Consider the following 16,733-nt stretch of genomic DNA (forward strand, 5'->3'; position numbering starts at 1 on the left):
TTGAGGTGCTGTACGAGCACTACGATGTTCGGACAGATCAGGAGAAGATGACCGTCCGCAAGAGAGCCCTCGATGATGTGGAGGTGTTGTCAGATGACCGATAAAGCTCCTGCCCCGCGAGTCCATAGCAGTCTCCCGTTTCTGCGAAGGTCTCGAATCGACCAGAAGAAGAGCTTCCTGTGTCGTTTCGAGAGAGAGAAGACCGGAAAGAAGAGGATCGGCAAATCGAGTTAAACAGGCAGCCGCATCATCCCGCCGCCGTCTGGCGAAGGAAATCGATCGGATCGGAGAAATGACTTTCCGTATCGTGTTTCATGAATACTAGACGATGTGCTTAGAATTCTCACAGTCGGATATTGAAACACGATCTACGAGAGATAACTATGACTGATCTCAACCGAATAAAAGAGGCGAGTGATTACCTCAAGTCGACGCATATTCTGTTGGGGCTTTCGACTGCTGGCATGATTCTAATCGGATACACATATTACTATCAAAGTCCGGAAAAACTACAGGCTGTCTCAACTGTCGTACTGGTCGCGATTACAGCATGGTATGCGTATCAACTTCGGGAAACAGTTGAAGAGACACGAAGGGGTAGAGAAAGAGGTGCCATCATCAGAATCATCAGTGATGGCATCGATCCGATGTTGTCAATTATTGAGAGACACGATAGTACAGATTCTAATTATGACTCAGATGATCTTGAACCGCTCCCAGATTATTCTTGGAAAGATCCGTCTAGTGAAACTAGAGGACCACTTGTCGTAAATTTGGGAGGACCATCTATTCCGATCAACGAACCTATCAGAAAAGATCTAGAAAGAGATAGTTCGGAAATAATCAAGCTATGTGAAGACTACAGAGATATTTATAAAGAATATTCGGACGTGAGATCAGACGTTAAAAACGGCATAGAGAAATATATAAGAGATAATTTTATAGATGACAAAGAAGATTGGATTGAAAGCCTAGATGGACGACCGGAAGATCAGAAATATGCGATCAGACAGAGATACAATCAATACGCTGATCTTGTGATACAGCAGGCCTGGGAACGACGGATGGAAATTAGTGAAAATAAAGCGTATTTTGAATCAATCCGTGAGATCTATGACGAAGAACTGGCCAAACTCCAAGATATTCGATCTGATCTAATCGAAAAAAGGGAAGAAGTCAGACGACTTTTGAATGACCAACGTCAACAATATATTTCAACGTATCATATCAGAGAGATCCAACTCGAAGACGATGTAGACGACACGTAGGATGATCCTGTGTTCCACGTTCATCGCCTGTAAGTCACGACAAGATTTTACAAACATCATCTCGATCGGTCCGCATGACCGATCCGACGCCCGCCGACGTCTCCGACGAGATCCGCTATCAGGGGAAGGCGATCGACGATCCGGAGTGGATCCCGGAGTTCCTCGCCGACCAGGAGACGGGCGTGCTCGGGCTCGTCGACGACGACACGCCGCACCTCGTGACGCAACTGTTCGTCTACGACTCCGAGGCGGGCGCCATCTACCTCCACGGCGCGCAGGGCGGGCGGGCTCACGACCTCGTCGAGGAGGGCGACGGGCCGCGAGCCAGCTTCACGACGAGCGAGAAGGGGCGGTACGTCCCGGCCGATGAGCCGGTGAATTTCACCGTCGAGTACTCCAGCGTCGTCGCCTACGGGACCGTGGACTTCGTCACGGAGCGGCCGGCGAAGCGGCGCGTCCTCGAACGCTTCATGGAGAAGTTCGCTCCCCAGTTGACGCCGGGCGAGGACTACGAGGAGATGGCCGCGGAGTCCATCGACCGGACCGCCGTCTACCGCCTCGACGTGGACTCCTGGAGCGGCAAGGAGGGCTGGAAGGAACCCGACCACCCGGACGCCTACGATCTGGACGCGGTCTGAGCCGTCCCGGTCGAGCGGTCTCGGTCGCGCGTCGGGCGAGCGGTCCCCGGAGCGCTCGGTGCCCGCCGGACCGAGGCGGAGCCCGACCGCCCACGCGATCTCGAACGGCCCGGCGAGGATCGGGAGGAATCACGACGTATCGGATCGGCGTTCTTCTCGGACCGCGCGCGAGGTTCGGGGTTCCGTCGACTCGCGTCGGGGCGTCGCATCGATTCCGGGGCGTGGAAGACGGGAAGACGAGGTGACCGGTTCGACCGCTCCCGGCAACGCCGGCGTCTACCCGCGGGGTTATGCCCGCCCCGGATGAGATCCGGACATCGATGGACGCGAACGAGCGACGCATCGTCGCCTTCACGGCGAGTTCCCACGGGCTCGTCCACACCTACGAGCTCTCGATCCCGATCCTGCTCACCGTGTGGATCGCGGAGTTCTCGACCACGGCCGCGACGCTGGGCGCGCTCGTCACCGTCGGCTACGGGCTCTTCGGCGTCGGGGCGCTCCCCGGCGGCGTGGTGGTCGACCGCTTCGGCTCGAAGCCGGTCATCCTCGCGTGCCTGCTGGGGATGGGCGGCGCGTTCCTGCTCGTCGGGGCCGCCCCGAGCCTGCCGGTGCTCGCGTTCGCGCTCGCGGTGTGGGGCGTCACCGCGAGCGTCTACCACCCGGCCGGGCTCACGCTGCTCTCGAAGGCGGTCGAGCGCCGCGGGACCGCGCTCGGCTACCACGGCATCGGCGGCAACCTCGGCATCGCGCTCGGCCCCCTCGCGGCGGTCCTGCTGCTCCTCGCTTTCGACTGGCGGATCGTCGCCGCGCTGCTCACGATCCCGGCGTTCCTCGTCGCTGGCTACGGCGTCACCGTCGACGTCGACGCCGCGCTCGCGGCCGCCGGCGAGGCCGACGGCCGGGACGAAGCCGAAGGTGAACCCACGAACGCCTCCCTCGCCGACTCGCTCGCCGGGTTCGTGGGCGACACGCGGGCGTTGTTGACGCTCGGGTTCGCGCTCGTGTTGGTGTTCGTCACGTTCAGCGGGCTCTACTACCGGACCTTCCTCACGTTCCTGCCGGACCTGCTCGGCGACACGCTCGGCGGGTTCGCCGACCTCCAACTGGTCGATCCCGAGGGCCCCTACGCCGAGGAGTTCGACCCGGCGCGGTACCTCTACGTCGCGATCCTGATGGTCGGCGTCCCCGGCCAGTACCTCGGCGGCCGGATCGCCGACCGGATCCCACCCGAGCGGGGGCTCGTCTACCTCATGTCGATCCTGGCCGCGCTCGCGCTGGCGTTCGTGCCCGCTACCGGTCGGATCTGGTCGTTCCTGCTCGTCTCCGGACTGCTCGGCGTCGCGCTGTTCACCGTCCAGCCGCTCTCGCAGGCGACCGTCGCCGCCTACTCGCCGCCGGGAACGCGGGGGCTCTCGTTCGGGTACACCTACCTCGGGATCTTCGGCGTCGGGTCGCTCGGCGCGGGGCTCGCGGGGTTCGTCCTCACGGTCGCCGGCACGCGGGAGCTGTTCTTCGTGCTCGCGGGTATCGCCGCCTGCGGCGCGCTCGCCTCCGGCTCCGTCCACCGGTTCGGCGACTCTCGGGAGTAGTCGGCCCGATCCCCGGAAGGGCTTAGTCGCCGGCGGCGTCCCTCCCCCGTATGGACGATCGACGCGACGAAGCCAGGAGAGGGGACGGAGCCGATCCGTACGCCCCTGCGACGACGGCACTCGACCGCGGGGCGTTCGAAGCGGACCCGGCGGCGGTCGCCGCCCGACTCGACGCGGACGACCCGCTCTCGGGCCTCGCGGATCGCTTCTCGGTCCCCGGCGACGCGTTGTACATGGACGGCAACTCCCTCGGCCCCGCGAGCGACGCCGCGCTCGCGAGCCTCGACCGGGTCGTCGACGAGTGGCGCGACCTGCTGATCGGCGGGTGGACCGACGCGGACCCGCCGTGGTTCGAGGTCGGCGAGCGGATCGGCGCGGCGCTCGCGCCGCTCGTCGGGGCCGACCCGGCGGAGGTCGTCGTCGGCAACTCGATCACGGTGAACGTTCACACGCTCGTCGGAACGTTCCTCGACGAGTTGCTCGCCGGCAACGGCCCGGACCGGGCGGGGCACGCGGCCGCCGACGGGAACTGGAATCCCGACGTCGAGCCCGCGGTGCTCGTCAACGACCTCGATTTCCCGTCCGACCACTACGCGATCCGCGCACAGCTCCGGCAGCGCGGGATCGACCCCGCCGAGAAGCTCCGGATCGTCGAGAGCCGCGACGGGCGGACGATCGACCCCCGCGACATCGAGGCCGCGCTCGGGGCGCACGACGACGTGGGTATCGTCTTCATGCCGACCGCGCTCTATCGGTCCGGACAGCTGTTCGACGTGGCGCGGATCGCCGAGGCGGCCCACGACGCGGGGGCGTACGCGGGGTTCGACGCGGCCCACTCGGTCGGGGCGGTCCCGCACGCGTTCGCGGACGCGGGCGTCGACTTCGCGGTGTGGTGTACGTACAAGTACCTCAACGCCGGCCCCGGCTCCATCGGCGCGCTGTTCGTCGCCGAGCGCCACCACGGGCTCACGCCGGCGCTGGCCGGGTGGTGGGGTCACGAGAAGGCGACGCAGTTCGAGATGAACCTGACCTACACGCCCGCCGACTCCGCGGGCGCGTGGCAGATCGGCACGCCGCCGCTGCTCGCGGCGGCCCCCCTGGAAGGTTCCGTCGAACTCCTCCGAGAGGCGGGGATCGACCGGATCCGCGCGAAGTCGCTCGCGCTCACCGACTTCCTGATCGCCCTCGTCGACGAGAGACTTCCCGAGGTCTCGGTCGGGACGCCCCGCGAGCGCGACGCCCGCGGCGGCCACGTCGCCCTCGAACATCCCGAGGCGGAGCGGCTGAGCAAGGCCCTGACGGACCGCGGCGCCGTGGTCGACTTCCGGCCGCCGAACGTGGTCAGAGTCTGTCCGGCCGCGCCGTACACGTCCTTCGCGGACGTGCTGGCGGTCGTCGACCGGATCGAGGCGCTCCTCGAGAGCGGGGACCACCTGGCGTACGCGGTCGGCGAGGGCGGCGTGACGTAGGGGTACGCCGATCATCCAGCGACGGGGCGGTGGCGCGCCTGCGAGCGCCCGGCAGGGCGCGAGCAGCCCGCGAGGGAGTCGGTCGCCCGGAGCGACGCGGAGGGCGGCCGACGAGGCTGGGGAGGCACGAGGTGCGGGGCGGGACTCAAAGGGGCAGCCGCGAGGACTCGATGCGCTCGCTGCGGTCCTCAGTCGGTCGCTACCGCTCCCTCCTTGCGGTCCTTACGTCGCGCGTCTTCGCCCTCGCGGCTGGGGCTTTGGAGGCGTTCTCCGCAGTCACGTTTTCCGTGTCGTACAGCCGAGCGACTGGGGCTTTGGTGATGTTCACCGCGCTAACAACGAGATACGATCGCGCAACTACGGCTTCGGCGAGCGGCACTACACCGCCGACACTCAGCTAAAGACGTTCCTCGTACAGCGACGAACTTAATCGGCCGAGCGCCCAACGTCCGACGATCAGACGATGGCGGAACCGTCGGGTATGGACGCCTTCACCCGCCTCGGGAGCGAGGTCCGCGGGGCGCTCTCCGAGCGGGGCTTCTCGACGCCCACGGAGCCGCAGCGGAAGGCGATCCCGCCGATCGCGGCCGGGAGGAACGCCCTCGTGCTCGCACCCACGGGCACCGGGAAGACCGAGACCGCGATGCTGCCCGTCCTCGACGCGATCCACCGCGCCCGCGACGCCCCCGGCGACCCCCCGCGTGAGGGGATCTCCGCGCTCTACATAACCCCGCTCCGCGCGCTCAACCGCGACATGATGGACCGGCTGGAGTGGTGGGGCGACCGGCTCGGGATCGAGGTCGCGGTGCGTCACGGCGACACCACCCGGTACGAGCGGTCGAAGCAGGCCGACGACCCGCCCGACGTGTTGATCACGACGCCCGAGACGCTCCAGGCGATCCTGACGGGATCGAAGATGCGGGTCGCCCTCGAGGACGTCGAACACGTCGTGGTCGACGAGGTCCACGAGCTGGCGTCGGCGAAACGCGGCGCCCAGCTGACGGTCGGGCTCGAGCGGCTCCGGCGGGTCGCGGGGCCGTTCCAGCGGATCGGGCTGAGCGCGACGGTGGGGTCGCCGGAGGAGGTGGGGCGGTTCCTGGTCGGCTGCGGGCGGCGCGACCCGGACCGGGAGGGTGACCGCGCGTTCGAGACGGTCGAGGTCGCGGCCGGGACCCGGACCGACGTGCGCGTGCTCGACCCCGAGATCACGGGGGCGGATTCGCGGCTGGCCGGCGAGCTCGCGACCGACGAGACGACCGCGAGTCACGTCCGCGCGATCCGCGAGACGGTCCGCGAGAACGACTCGACGCTGATCTTCGTCAACACGCGCCAGACCGCGGAGGCGCTCGGATCGCGGTTCAAGACGCTCGCCGAGGGCGACCCCGAGGACGAGACGGTCACGATCGAGGTCCACCACGGCTCGCTCTCGACGGAGGTCCGCGTCGACGTCGAGGACCGCTTCAAGGCCGGCGCGGTCGACGGGCTCGTCTGTACGTCCTCGATGGAGCTGGGCATCGACGTGGGGCGCGTCGACCACGTGGTCCAGTACGGGAGCCCCCGCGAGGTCGCCCGGCTGCTCCAGCGGGTCGGGCGCGCGGGCCACCGCCGCGACCTGGTCTCGGAGGGGACCGTCGTGACGCAGGGGGGCGACGACACGCTGGAGGCGATGGCGATCGCCCGGCGGGCCGGCGAGGGGCTCGTCGAGCCGGCGAGCATCCACCACGGCAGCCTCGACACGGTGGCGAACCAGGTCGTCGGCGTCGTGATGGACGAGGGGGAGGTCCACGCCAGGACGGCCTACGAGACGATCACGAACGCGTACCCCTTCCGCGACCTCTCCGAGCCGACGTTCCAGGAGATCGTCCGCGAGCTGGACGGGAACCGCCTGCTGTGGCTCGACGAGGAGTCGGACACCCTCGAGAAGTCGGGGGGGACGTGGCAGTACTTCTACGCGAACCTCTCGATGATCCCCGACGAGTCCACCTACGAGGTGTACGACATGTCCTCCCGGCGGGGGATCGGCACCTTGGACGAGCGGTTCGTCGTCAACTTCGCCGGGCCGGGCGAGACGTTCGTCCAGCGCGGCGAGATGTGGCGGATCACGGAGGTCGACGAGGAGGAGGAGCGCGTCGAGGTCACGCCGATCGCCGACCCCGCCGGAGAGGTTCCCTCGTGGGTGGGTCAGGAGATCCCCGTCCCGAGGCCGGTCGCCGAGGAGGTCGGGCGGATCCGCGGGGAGGTCGCGAGCGCGCTCGAGGCGGGGTCGACGCCGGCGGCGGTCGCGGGCGACCTGGCCGACCGGTACCCGGCGGACGAGCGGACGGTCCGGGAGGCGATCGGGACGATCGCGGACCACGTCGACGCCGGCCACCCCGTGCCGACGGACGAACGGGTCACCATCGAGGGGAGCGCGCGGACCGTCGCGGTGAACGCGACGTTCGGCCACGAGGTCAACGAGACGCTCGCACGGCTGCTCGCCGCGCTCGTCGGCCAGCGCACGGGGTCGTCCGTCGGGATGGACGTCGACCCCTACCGCGTCGAGTTCGAGGTGCCGGGCGGGGCCGACTCCGGCACGTTCCGGGAGGTCCTCGAGACGACCGATCCCGATGGGTTGGCGGCGTACCTCGAGATCGCCGTGAAGAACTCGGACGCGCTGAAGTTCACGCTCGCGCAGGTCGCCGCGAAGTTCGGCGCGGTCAAGCGCTACCGGGAGGGTCGCGGGAAGTTCGGCGGCGATCGACTCCTCGCGGCGCTGGAGGGGACGCCAGTCTACGACGAGGCGCTCCGGGAGGTGTTCCACGCCGACCTCGCGGTCGCGGAGACGGCCGACGTGCTCGAGGCGGTCCGGTCCGGCGGGATCGACCTCGCGACCGCTCGCGAGCGCACGCCCCTCGGCACGGCCGGCCGGTCCGCCGGAACGGAGTTCCTCGTGCCCGAGAACGCCGACGCCGACGTGATCGAGACGGTCCGCGAGCGCATCCGGGACGACCGGGTTCGCCTCTTCTGTCTCCACTGCCGGGACTGGGAGCGCACCACGAAGGTCAGGCGGGTCGGAGAGCGGCCGGAGTGTCCGGAGTGCGGATCGACGCGCGTCGCGGCGCTGAACCCGTGGGACGAGGAGACCGTCGCCGCGGTCCGCGCCGCGGAGAAGGACGACGAGGAGGAGCGCCGCACGGAGCGGGCACACCGGGCGGCGAGTCTCGTCCAGTCACACGGGAAGCGCGCGGTGATCGCGATGGCCGCTCGCGGCGTCGGCCCGCACAACGCCGCCAGGATCATCAACAGGCTGCGCGAGGACGAAGACGAGTTCTACCGCGACGTGCTGCGCCAGGAACGCGAGTACGCGCGAACGCAGTCGTTCTGGGACTGACGCGGATCTCCGGGCGACGCGAGGTCGCGATCGCCCTCCACCCGACGTCGTCACCGGGGGACCGCCGCGGATCGGTGGTCGAACGCGGGCGCGAGATCCCGCACATAGATCAGTAACGACCATTAGAGAAAGAAAATCGATAGTAATACCTCTTCGATGACGATATACGCACAGATTATCACGCCTCTCCTTCATGATCTGATACTGGAGGACTGTCGGAGTGGATGAACCACATATTTATATACTTCCTACCGAAACGGTGGGTTGATCCATGGTTAGGTCAGACGCGGACATGAAACGGCGTGACTTCCTGAAAGCGACCGGTGCCGGCGGCACGGTCGGAATTACGGCCCTCGCCGGCTGTTCCGGTGGCGGCGGTGGCGGCGGCGACGACGGTTCGGGCGACGACGGCTCCGGTGACGACGGTTCGGGCGACGACGGCTCCGGTGACGACGGTTCGGGCGACGACGGCTCCGAGAACGGCGGCGGGAGCAACCTCCCGACGTACACATACGTTAACAACGCACAGAGCTACAACCCGCCGCGACACGACGCGATCAACCTGATCGCGAGCCAGTTCGACGACGAACTCGGCCTCGACATCGAGGTCGACGTGCTCGAGTGGGGGACCCTGTTCAGCCGGGTCTCCGAGGAGTACGACTACAGCTTCTCGACGTGGCACACGTTCTTCGTCTCGGAGCCGGTGACCGAGCTGAACAACCTGCTCAACTCCGGCAACACCGACCCCGGACAGGGGAACTACGCGGGCTACGTGAACGAGGACCTCGACGAGCTGATGTCGAGCTACCTGGCCGAGCCGGACGCCGACACGCGGATCGACCAGTGTCACGAGATCCAGCAGACCGTGATGGACGACGTGCCGATGATGCCCGTCACGCATATGCCACAGACGGCCATCTACAACAACAACCAGGTCTCCAACTGGGAGTCCGACCTCGCGAACGGGTTCAACTCCTACTGGACGATGATCAACCTGGAGATGGAGGGCGACGAGGACACCCTCAAGGGCTACTGGCCGGAGACGCTCTCGACGATGAACGTGCTCGGGCACAACGACGAGAGCAAGCACGTCTACCAGTTCAACATGCTGTACGACTTCCTGGTCCAGTACAACGGCGACGCCGAACCGGACCCGGAGGTCAGCCTCGCGACGGACTGGGAGCGCGTCGACGAGACCACGATGGAGTACACCATCCGGACGGACCACTCGTGGCACGACGGCGAGGACGTCACGGCCGAGGACGTCGCGTTCTCGTACAACTACATCGTCGATAACGAGGTGCCGCTGTACTCCACCCAGGCCGGCTACATCGAGGGTGCGGAGGTCGTCGACGACGAGACCGTTCGGATCAACATGTCCGAGCCGCTCGGGCCGTTCAACCTCTCGGTCGCCAACCTCATCCCGATAATCCCCGAACACAAGTGGGCCGACCGGGACAACCCGAGCGAGGCCAGCATCGAGGAGCCGGTCGGCAGCGGTCCGATGATGTTCGACTACTGGGAGCAGGGCAGCGAGTTCGGCATGACGAAGTTCGACGAGCACTTCGCGCCCGTCGACTTCGATCGCCGCTTCTGGCGGGTCATCCCCGAGGCGTCGACGGTGTGGGAGAACCTCATCGACGGCGACCTCAACTACGAGCCGTTCGGCCGGATCGACCGCCAGCTCAACGAGAACCAGGACAACGAGAACATCGGGACCCAGTTCAACCCCGCGGCGACGTTCTGGCACTTCACCCCGAACGAGCGTCAGGAGGGACTCGACGACCCGCAGATGCGGAAGGCGCTCGTCGAGGCCATCCCGCGGACGCCCATCGTCGACCAGATCCTGTTCGGCTTCCCGGAGCCCGGCTTCAACGTCGTCTCGGAGGCGTTCGGTCCGCTCCACACCGAGGACGTCACCGAGTACGAGGAGAGCATCGACGCGGCCCGCAGCCGGCTCGAGGAGGCCGGCTACTCCTGGAACGACGAGGGCGCGATCCAGGCACCCGAATAGAGCGCACGGGCGCTTACCCCACCTCACGGCGCAATCTTTAAACGAACCACAAGGATATTAGTGACTAAGTAACATGGGAAAAGCTAGCTTCGTTGTCAGGCGCACGCTCCAACTCGTCGCGACGTTGTGGGCGGTCGGAACGGTGCTGTTCGGGCTGTTCAGGCTCATGCCCGGCGATCCGACGTCGTACGTGGTCTCCTCGCAGATGACACAGGAGGCCCGCCAACGGCTCATCGAGAGCTACGGCCTCAACGACCCGTTGTACGTCCAGTACATCCGGTTCCTCCAGAACCTGGTCCAGCTGAACTTCGGGCAGTCGTTCCACTCGAATCAACCCGTCACCGACATCATCGCGACGTACATGCCGAACACGCTCGTGTTGATGCTGTCGGCGTTCGTCGTCGCGTACGCCATCGGGATCACGCTCGGCGTGTTGTCCGGCTGGTACCGCGGCTCCCGGTTCGAGCGGAGCACGGTCATCACGGCGTTGACGGCCCGGAGCGTGCCGACCTTCTACGTCGGGCTCATCGTGCTCTGGATCTTCGGTGCCGAACTCGGCCTCATCCCGATGAGCGGGATGACCAGTCTGGGGACCGGCGGTCAGAGCACGGGGTTCCTCGACATGGTCCTCACCGTGGACTTCCTCAAACACCTCATGGCGCCGGCGGCGGTGCTGGCGTTCTACTACATGGGATACCCGCTCCTGATCATGCGCTCGAGCATGCTCGAGGTGCTCTCGGAGGACTTCATCGACGTCTGCCGCGCGAAGGGGCTCAAGGAGCGGACGATCATGTTCAAACACGCCGCCCGGAACGCCCTGCTCCCGATCGTCACGGCGGCGGCGATCGCCCTCGGCTACGCCGTGGGCGGGAGCGTCCTCATCGAGACCGTGTTCGCGTGGCCCGGGATCGGTCGGGAGATGGTCCGCGCGGTCCTCCGGCGCGACTTCCCGGTCGCACAGGGCACGTTCATCGTGCTCGCGTCGACCATCATCTTCCTGAACTTCGTGGCCGACCTCGCGTACGGCTACCTCGACCCGCGGGTGACTTACGACTAGACCAATGGCCCAAGAAGAACAATCAAGTCGGTCGATATACACCGACCTCGACGACGGCGGCTCCGACGAGGAGATAGACAAGTGGCAGCGGACGTTCCGCCTCTGGCGGGAGACGCTCCGGGAACACTGGGGAATGCTGACCGACGAGCTGTCGGTCAAGCTCTCGATGCTCACCGTCGCGGGGTTCATGCTGATCGCGATCTTCGCGCCGTTCATCGCGACCCACCAGCCGCTCCAGCGGCAGTACCAGGGCGAGGCGGGGATCATCATCGAGGACTGGGCCGAACCGTCGCTTCTCGGCGCGGACACCGAGTACCTCCTCGGGACGACCGCGGAGGGATTCGACATCTTCAGCCAGCTCATCTACGGGACGCGCGCCGCGCTGCTGGTCGGGCTCGTCGCCGCGATCTTCACCGCGGGGATCGGGACGCTCGTCGGCCTCGTCGCCGGCTACTACGGCGGGAAGGTCGACGACGCGCTGATGCGGATCGTCGACTTCCTGTACGGGATGCCGCTTCTACCGACGGTCATCGTCCTGGTCGCGGTGTTGGGACCGGACCTCTGGAACATCATCCTCGCGCTGATCGTTCTCCAGTGGCGCTCGACCGCCCGCGTCATCCGCTCGCAGTCGCTGTCGCTGCGTGAACGGCCGTTCGTGAAGGCCGCGGAGGTCGCCGGGGCGGGCGACTGGCACATCATCAGTCGACACCTCGCGCCGAACGTCCTTCCGATGACGTTCCTCTACGGCTCCTTCGGGATCGCATGGGCCATCCTCGCCGAGGCGGGGATCTCGTTCATCGGCCTCGGCGACCCCAACACGGTCTCGTGGGGAACGATGCTGCAGGCCTCCCGTGCGTACTCCGCGCTCTCGTTCGGCGCGTGGTGGTGGTTCGTGCCGCCGGGGATCTGTATCGGTCTGCTCGTCATCAGCGGTTTCCTCATCGGCCGCGGCTACGAAGAGATCACTAACCCCAAACTACAATGAGTCAACTGGAAGTCGAAGACCTCGAAGTCTACTACGAAACCGAAGAAGGGCCGGCACAGGCCGTCGACGGCGTCTCCTTCGAACTCGAAGAGGGCGAGAACCTCGGTATCGTCGGCGAGTCCGGCTGTGGGAAGACCACGCTCGCGAAGGCGATCATCGGGATCCTCCCCGACGCCGGCTACATCAACAACGGCAGCATCAACTTCAAGGGTGACGACCTGACGGAGATGTCCGGACCGGAGCGTCGCCGCCTCAAATGGGAGGAGATCTCCATGATCGCCCAGTCGGCGATGAACTCGCTGGATCCGGTGTACACCATCCGCGAGCAGATCGTGGAGGCCATCGAGACCCACCGGCCGGGGACCGGCCGCGTCGAGTCCGACGAGATCGTCACCGAGATGTTCGAACTCGTCGGGCTCGACCCCGAGCGCGCCGACGACTACCCGCACCAGTTCTCGGGCGGAATGCGCCAGCGCGCGATGATCGCGATGGCGCTCGCGCTCGAGCCGTCGCTGATGCTGGCCGACGAGCCGACCACGGCGCTCGACGTGATCATGCAGGACCAGATCCTCAAGCGGATGGGGTCGATCCAGGAGGAGATCAACTCCTCGATGCTCGTGATCACCCACGACGTGAGCGTCGTTGCCGAGACCTGCGACCGGGTCATCGTGATGTACGCGGGGAAGATCGCCGAGGAGGGTCCCGTCGAGGAGATCTTCAACCGGCCGTATCACCCGTACACGATCGGGTTGAAACGCGCGTTCCCGAACATCCGCAAGAGCAGCCAGGACCTGCTCTCCATCGCGGGATACCCGCCCGAACTCGTCGACCCGCCGCAGGGCTGCCGGTTCGCCGCGCGGTGCCCGATGGCGACGGACAAGTGTCGCGAGGAGGAGCCGGAGGCACACTACGAGAACGGCCTCCGCTCGTACTGTCACTACGCCGACGAGATCGACACCGAGCTCCGACCGTACGCCGACGACTCGGACACGTGGAGTCAGACTGCCGCGGCCACCGACGGGGGTGTCGAGGAATGAGCGGGAAGGAGGCCCTCCTCGAGGTCGACGGCCTGAAGAAGCACTTCAAGGTCAATCAGGGCTGGATCGCCAGCCTGATGGAGTCGTTCGGCAGCGGGGAGCCGGACTACGTCCACGCGGTCGACGGCGTCAGCTTCGAACTCCGCGAGGGGGAGACGCTCGGACTCGCCGGCGAGTCCGGCTGCGGGAAGACGACGACCGGGATGTCGCTGGTGAAGCTCCACGAGCCGACCGCCGGCGACATCATCTACGACGACCAGCGGCTCTCGGAGGCGACCGACGCGGAGATCAAGAAGTTCCGGCAGAACGCCCAGATGATCTTCCAGGACCCCTTCGAGAGCCTGAACCCGCGGATGACGGTGTACGACACCGTCGCCGAGCCGCTGCGCATCCACGACATCCCCAACGAGACGGCGCGGGTCCAACGCGCCCTGGAGTTCGCGGAGCTGCTCCCGGCCGAGCACTACTTCGACCAGTACCCGCACGAGCTGTCCGGCGGACAGCGACAGCGGGTCGCGATCGCGCGGGCGCTCGTGCTCGATCCCGACTTCATCGTCGCGGACGAGCCGGTGTCGATGCTCGACGTGAGCCTCCGTGCGGGGGTGCTCTCGCTTCTCGACCGCATGACGGACGAGTTCGGCCTCTCGGTCGTCTACATCAGTCACGACCTCTCGCTGCTCCGGCACATGTGTGACCGGCTGGCGATCATGTACATGGGCAAGATCGTCGAGAAGGGGCCGACGGACCAGATCATCGAGAACCCGCAACACCCGTACACGCAGGCGCTCATCAACGCCGTCCCGGTCCCCGATCCGGGCGTGGGTCGCGACCGCGTCGAGCTACAGGGCGAGGTCGGCGACGTCATCGACATCCCGACCGGCTGTCGGTTCAAGAACCGGTGTTCCGAGTACATCGGCGACGTCTGTGACCAGGTGGTGCCGCCGTTAGAGCAGAAGACGGAGTTCGAACAGGACGTCGCCTGTCACCTCTACGAGAGCGCGGCGGGGTACGATCCCTACGAGGAGATGAGCGGGAGTCCGAGCGCCGCCGAGACGGGCGACGGGGCCGAGTCGACGCCCGCCGACGACTAGTTCCCGTCCGTCAGCGGCGCTTCGAGCCGGATCCCCGGCGCGGTCACCGCGAACGGGATCTGGGATTTGTGTTTCTCACAGACGCCGGTCACCGTCCCGCGAGCGTCGCCGATACGCGAGACGCTCCGGAGCACGTCCGGCGTGTACTCCAGAGCGACCCCGTCGACGCGACCGGCGCGCGCGCCGTCCTCGAGCCGGTACCCCTCGGCGATCGAGAGCTCCGCGGAGCCGCAGTCCGGTCGCTCCTCGGTCATGTCGTCGATGTCCTTCGCGTAGAGGGCGCTCGCCGGGAACACGCCCTGCCGCTGAACTCGCTCGAACTCGTCGCGGAGCCACGGCTGTTTGAATCGCTCGACGTACACGTCGGCGTCCTCGCGGAGCGCGGCGGCGTCGGCGTCGCCGGCGGCCACCTCCAGGTGGCGGGCGTGGATCCGCGGCGGCTCCGTGAACCCGAGGCTCGGGACGCTGTTTCCGGCCGGGTAGACGTCCTCCTCCGCGGCGGTGGTGGTGTTGTGGAGCAGTCGCTCGATTCGTCCGTTCGAGACCAGCCGCGTGGGCGTGGTCGGTTTGACCTCGGCGTCGTACGCGCGGGCGGCCCAGGAGCCGGCGTGGACCGTGTCCTCGATCGCGAGGTCAGCCGGCCCGATCCGGTCGCCGACGTCGTAGGGGCTCAATCCCATGTAGCCGGTGTCGGCCTCGAGGTAGTGTGAGACGAAGTGGAACAGCTGCCCGGACGCCTCCGGGCTCAACGCGACGGTCGTCTCTCCGGTCGACGCCTCGACCGAGTCGGCGTTCGCGAGCGCCCGAGCGTCGGCGGCGGCGGCCTCGAAGTCGTCTCCGATCTCCTCGAGGAACGCGGCGCCCTCCGTCGACCCGGCGTGGCGACTCACCTTCGGCCCGTCGGCGAGCGTGAGGCTGAAGTTCACTCTCGCCCGGTCGAGCGTCGTGCGGACGACGCTGCCGGTCGTCGTCCCGACCGCCTCCTCGACGTGTGCGTCCACGTAGTTCGCCCACCGACGGTCGAGGTCGAGGTCGTCGGCCGCCGCGAACCCCTCCTCGACGGCGGCGACCTTCTCGTCGAGGTCGCGCTCGTGTATCCCCTCGCTCGCCCAGCCGCCGTGGGTTCCCCGGTGGGTGGTGTAGGCGTCGAACCGCCCCGGCTCGTCCTGCGCGAGCACCTCGCCGCTCCGGATCGCGCGGTCGGCAACGTCGCGCAGGCTCTCCTCGTCGAGCGAGTTCGTGTAGCGGTAGTCGGCGGCCCCGTCGGCGAAGACCCGCAGCCACACGCCCGTCTCCGTGAACTCCGTTCGGTTTCGGGGGCCCTCGTCGGTGACGACGATGTCCGTCTTCTCCTGGTAGACGCCGCCGACCTCCGCGTACGACACCGCGTCGTCGGCCTCGAGGCTGTCGAGCAGCCAGTCCATCGCGTCCAACGCCTCCTCGCGTTCGTCGCTCATGAACGTGTGATCTCCGCTCTCACACATGAAACCCTTGACTTCCGGGGACGGCGGTCGACAGTGCGGTGACTCGACACGCCGCGTACGTTAGCGCTTGTCCTCGCGGCGCTGCTCCTCGGCTTCCGCCTCGTACCGTCTCGCCACCCGCTTCTCCTGGAGCTTCTTTTTGTATTCCCAGTAGCCGGCACCGAGGATGAGGACGGCGAGCACCGTGCCCTGAAACAGCGAGCCGTCGAGCGCGAGGTAGACGAACGCGCCGACCGCGAAAAACAGCGAGAGCCCGAGCGTCGCCCTCGCCCACCGCTGTTTCGGCGCGCGAGGGAGGTTCATGCCCGTGGATTCGTCTCAATACGTATCAACGTTGGCCTTCGGACCGCCGCGATCGACCGGTCGCCGGGTCTAGCTCGCGCCGCCGTACGTCTCCTCGAGGTACGCGACGATGTCGTCGCTCTCGGGCATCGCGTCGATCCCGTTCGCCTCGTCGACGAGGACGGGGACGCCCGTCTGGCCGCTCACCTCCTCGACTTCGGTTCGCTCCCCGTGCGGGCGCGGGACCATGATCGACTCGTACTCCAAGTCGAGCTCGGCGAGCTTCTCTTTGACCTTCGCACAGTACGGGCACCCCTCCAGTTCGTAGAGTTTCAGGTCCGTCATCGTCCGAGAACACGGGCCCGGGAGGTAAAGAACCTCCGCGGTCGGTGTACCCGGCGCGCACGGACGCTGGTGACGTGGCGGGACGACGGTGGCGACGGCGGTGG

Annotated in this window: 13 protein-coding genes; 10 read left to right on the top strand and 3 right to left on the bottom strand. The window is 66.6% G+C overall.

The features are described 5' to 3' along the window. Positions 1–383 precede the first annotated feature (383 nt). From NO889_RS02275 to NO889_RS02320, 10 genes are all read left to right on the top strand, one after another. Positions 384–1,268, top strand: coding sequence for a hypothetical protein (locus NO889_RS02275; protein ID WP_256410641.1), 885 nt, complete (start codon positions 384–386; stop codon positions 1,266–1,268). 74 nt (positions 1,269–1,342) lie between these two features. Continuing rightward, on the top strand, positions 1,343–1,906 hold the full coding sequence (locus NO889_RS02280) for a pyridoxamine 5'-phosphate oxidase family protein (protein WP_256410642.1): 564 nt from the start codon (positions 1,343–1,345) through the stop codon (positions 1,904–1,906). A gap of 320 nt (positions 1,907–2,226) precedes the next feature. Continuing rightward, positions 2,227–3,495: an MFS transporter gene (locus tag NO889_RS02285; RefSeq protein ID WP_256410643.1), complete on the top strand. Its 1,269-nt coding sequence runs from the start codon at positions 2,227–2,229 to the stop codon at positions 3,493–3,495. 50 nt (positions 3,496–3,545) lie between these two features. Next, a complete protein-coding gene (kynU, locus tag NO889_RS02290) occupies positions 3,546–4,964 on the top strand; it encodes a kynureninase (protein ID WP_256410644.1) in 1,419 nt (472 codons plus the stop codon). 463 nt (positions 4,965–5,427) lie between these two features. Continuing rightward, positions 5,428–8,334, top strand: a complete 2,907-nt coding sequence (locus tag NO889_RS02295; RefSeq protein WP_256410645.1) for a DEAD/DEAH box helicase — start codon at positions 5,428–5,430, stop codon at positions 8,332–8,334. 271 nt (positions 8,335–8,605) lie between these two features. Continuing rightward, positions 8,606–10,348 (top strand): ABC transporter substrate-binding protein, encoded by a 1,743-nt coding sequence (locus tag NO889_RS02300; protein WP_256410646.1) that lies wholly within the window; start codon positions 8,606–8,608, stop codon positions 10,346–10,348. Positions 10,349–10,421: 73 nt separating this feature from the next. After that, on the top strand, positions 10,422–11,405 hold the full coding sequence (locus NO889_RS02305; RefSeq protein WP_256410647.1) for an ABC transporter permease: 984 nt from the start codon (positions 10,422–10,424) through the stop codon (positions 11,403–11,405). Positions 11,406–11,409: 4 nt separating this feature from the next. Continuing rightward, on the top strand, positions 11,410–12,390 hold the full coding sequence (locus NO889_RS02310) for an ABC transporter permease (RefSeq protein WP_256410648.1): 981 nt from the start codon (positions 11,410–11,412) through the stop codon (positions 12,388–12,390). After that, on the top strand, positions 12,387–13,427 hold the full coding sequence (locus tag NO889_RS02315; protein ID WP_256410649.1) for an ABC transporter ATP-binding protein: 1,041 nt from the start codon (positions 12,387–12,389) through the stop codon (positions 13,425–13,427). The genes NO889_RS02310 and NO889_RS02315 overlap by 4 nt, the downstream gene beginning before the upstream one ends. Beyond that, entirely contained in the window at positions 13,424–14,518 is a 1,095-nt protein-coding gene (locus NO889_RS02320; RefSeq protein ID WP_256410650.1) for an ABC transporter ATP-binding protein, read from the top strand. Before NO889_RS02315 ends, NO889_RS02320 begins: the two co-directional genes overlap by 4 nt. Here the strand turns inward: NO889_RS02320 and NO889_RS02325 are convergent. The 3 genes from NO889_RS02325 to NO889_RS02335 form a co-directional block, all read right to left on the bottom strand. Further along, positions 14,515–15,975 carry a metallopeptidase TldD-related protein gene (locus NO889_RS02325; RefSeq protein WP_256410651.1) on the bottom strand — a complete coding sequence of 487 codons (1,461 nt, stop codon included), beginning with the start codon at positions 15,973–15,975 and terminating at the stop codon, positions 14,515–14,517. The two genes, NO889_RS02320 and NO889_RS02325, sit on opposite strands and share 4 nt — an antisense overlap. An 87-nt stretch (positions 15,976–16,062) precedes the next feature. Continuing rightward, on the bottom strand, positions 16,063–16,305 hold the full coding sequence (locus NO889_RS02330; RefSeq protein ID WP_256410653.1) for a hypothetical protein: 243 nt from the start codon (positions 16,303–16,305) through the stop codon (positions 16,063–16,065). A gap of 69 nt (positions 16,306–16,374) precedes the next feature. Then, entirely contained in the window at positions 16,375–16,629 is a 255-nt protein-coding gene (locus NO889_RS02335) for a glutathione S-transferase N-terminal domain-containing protein (protein ID WP_256410654.1), read from the bottom strand. Between the last annotated feature and the right edge of the window lie 104 nt (positions 16,630–16,733).

Source organism: Halorubrum rubrum, assembly GCF_024494685.1.
GTDB lineage: Archaea > Halobacteriota > Halobacteria > Halobacteriales > Haloferacaceae > Halorubrum > Halorubrum rubrum.

Bases quoted from the DNA above. Each gene is read 5' to 3' on its own strand.
- kynU (WP_256410644.1), top strand. From the start codon at position 3,546: ATGGACGATCGACGCGACGAAGCCAGGAGAGGGGACGGAGCCGATCCG.
- NO889_RS02305 (WP_256410647.1), top strand. From the start codon at position 10,422: ATGGGAAAAGCTAGCTTCGTTGTCAGGCGCACGCTCCAACTCGTCGCG.
- NO889_RS02325 (WP_256410651.1), bottom strand. From the start codon at position 15,975: ATGAGCGACGAACGCGAGGAGGCGTTGGACGCGATGGACTGGCTGCTC.
- NO889_RS02320 (WP_256410650.1), top strand. From the start codon at position 13,424: ATGAGCGGGAAGGAGGCCCTCCTCGAGGTCGACGGCCTGAAGAAGCAC.
- NO889_RS02280 (WP_256410642.1), top strand. From the start codon at position 1,343: ATGACCGATCCGACGCCCGCCGACGTCTCCGACGAGATCCGCTATCAG.
- NO889_RS02335 (WP_256410654.1), bottom strand. From the start codon at position 16,629: ATGACGGACCTGAAACTCTACGAACTGGAGGGGTGCCCGTACTGTGCG.
- NO889_RS02285 (WP_256410643.1), top strand. From the start codon at position 2,227: ATGGACGCGAACGAGCGACGCATCGTCGCCTTCACGGCGAGTTCCCAC.
- NO889_RS02315 (WP_256410649.1), top strand. From the start codon at position 12,387: ATGAGTCAACTGGAAGTCGAAGACCTCGAAGTCTACTACGAAACCGAA.
- NO889_RS02310 (WP_256410648.1), top strand. From the start codon at position 11,410: ATGGCCCAAGAAGAACAATCAAGTCGGTCGATATACACCGACCTCGAC.
- NO889_RS02275 (WP_256410641.1), top strand. From the start codon at position 384: ATGACTGATCTCAACCGAATAAAAGAGGCGAGTGATTACCTCAAGTCG.
- NO889_RS02330 (WP_256410653.1), bottom strand. From the start codon at position 16,305: ATGAACCTCCCTCGCGCGCCGAAACAGCGGTGGGCGAGGGCGACGCTC.
- NO889_RS02295 (WP_256410645.1), top strand. From the start codon at position 5,428: ATGGCGGAACCGTCGGGTATGGACGCCTTCACCCGCCTCGGGAGCGAG.
- NO889_RS02300 (WP_256410646.1), top strand. From the start codon at position 8,606: ATGGTTAGGTCAGACGCGGACATGAAACGGCGTGACTTCCTGAAAGCG.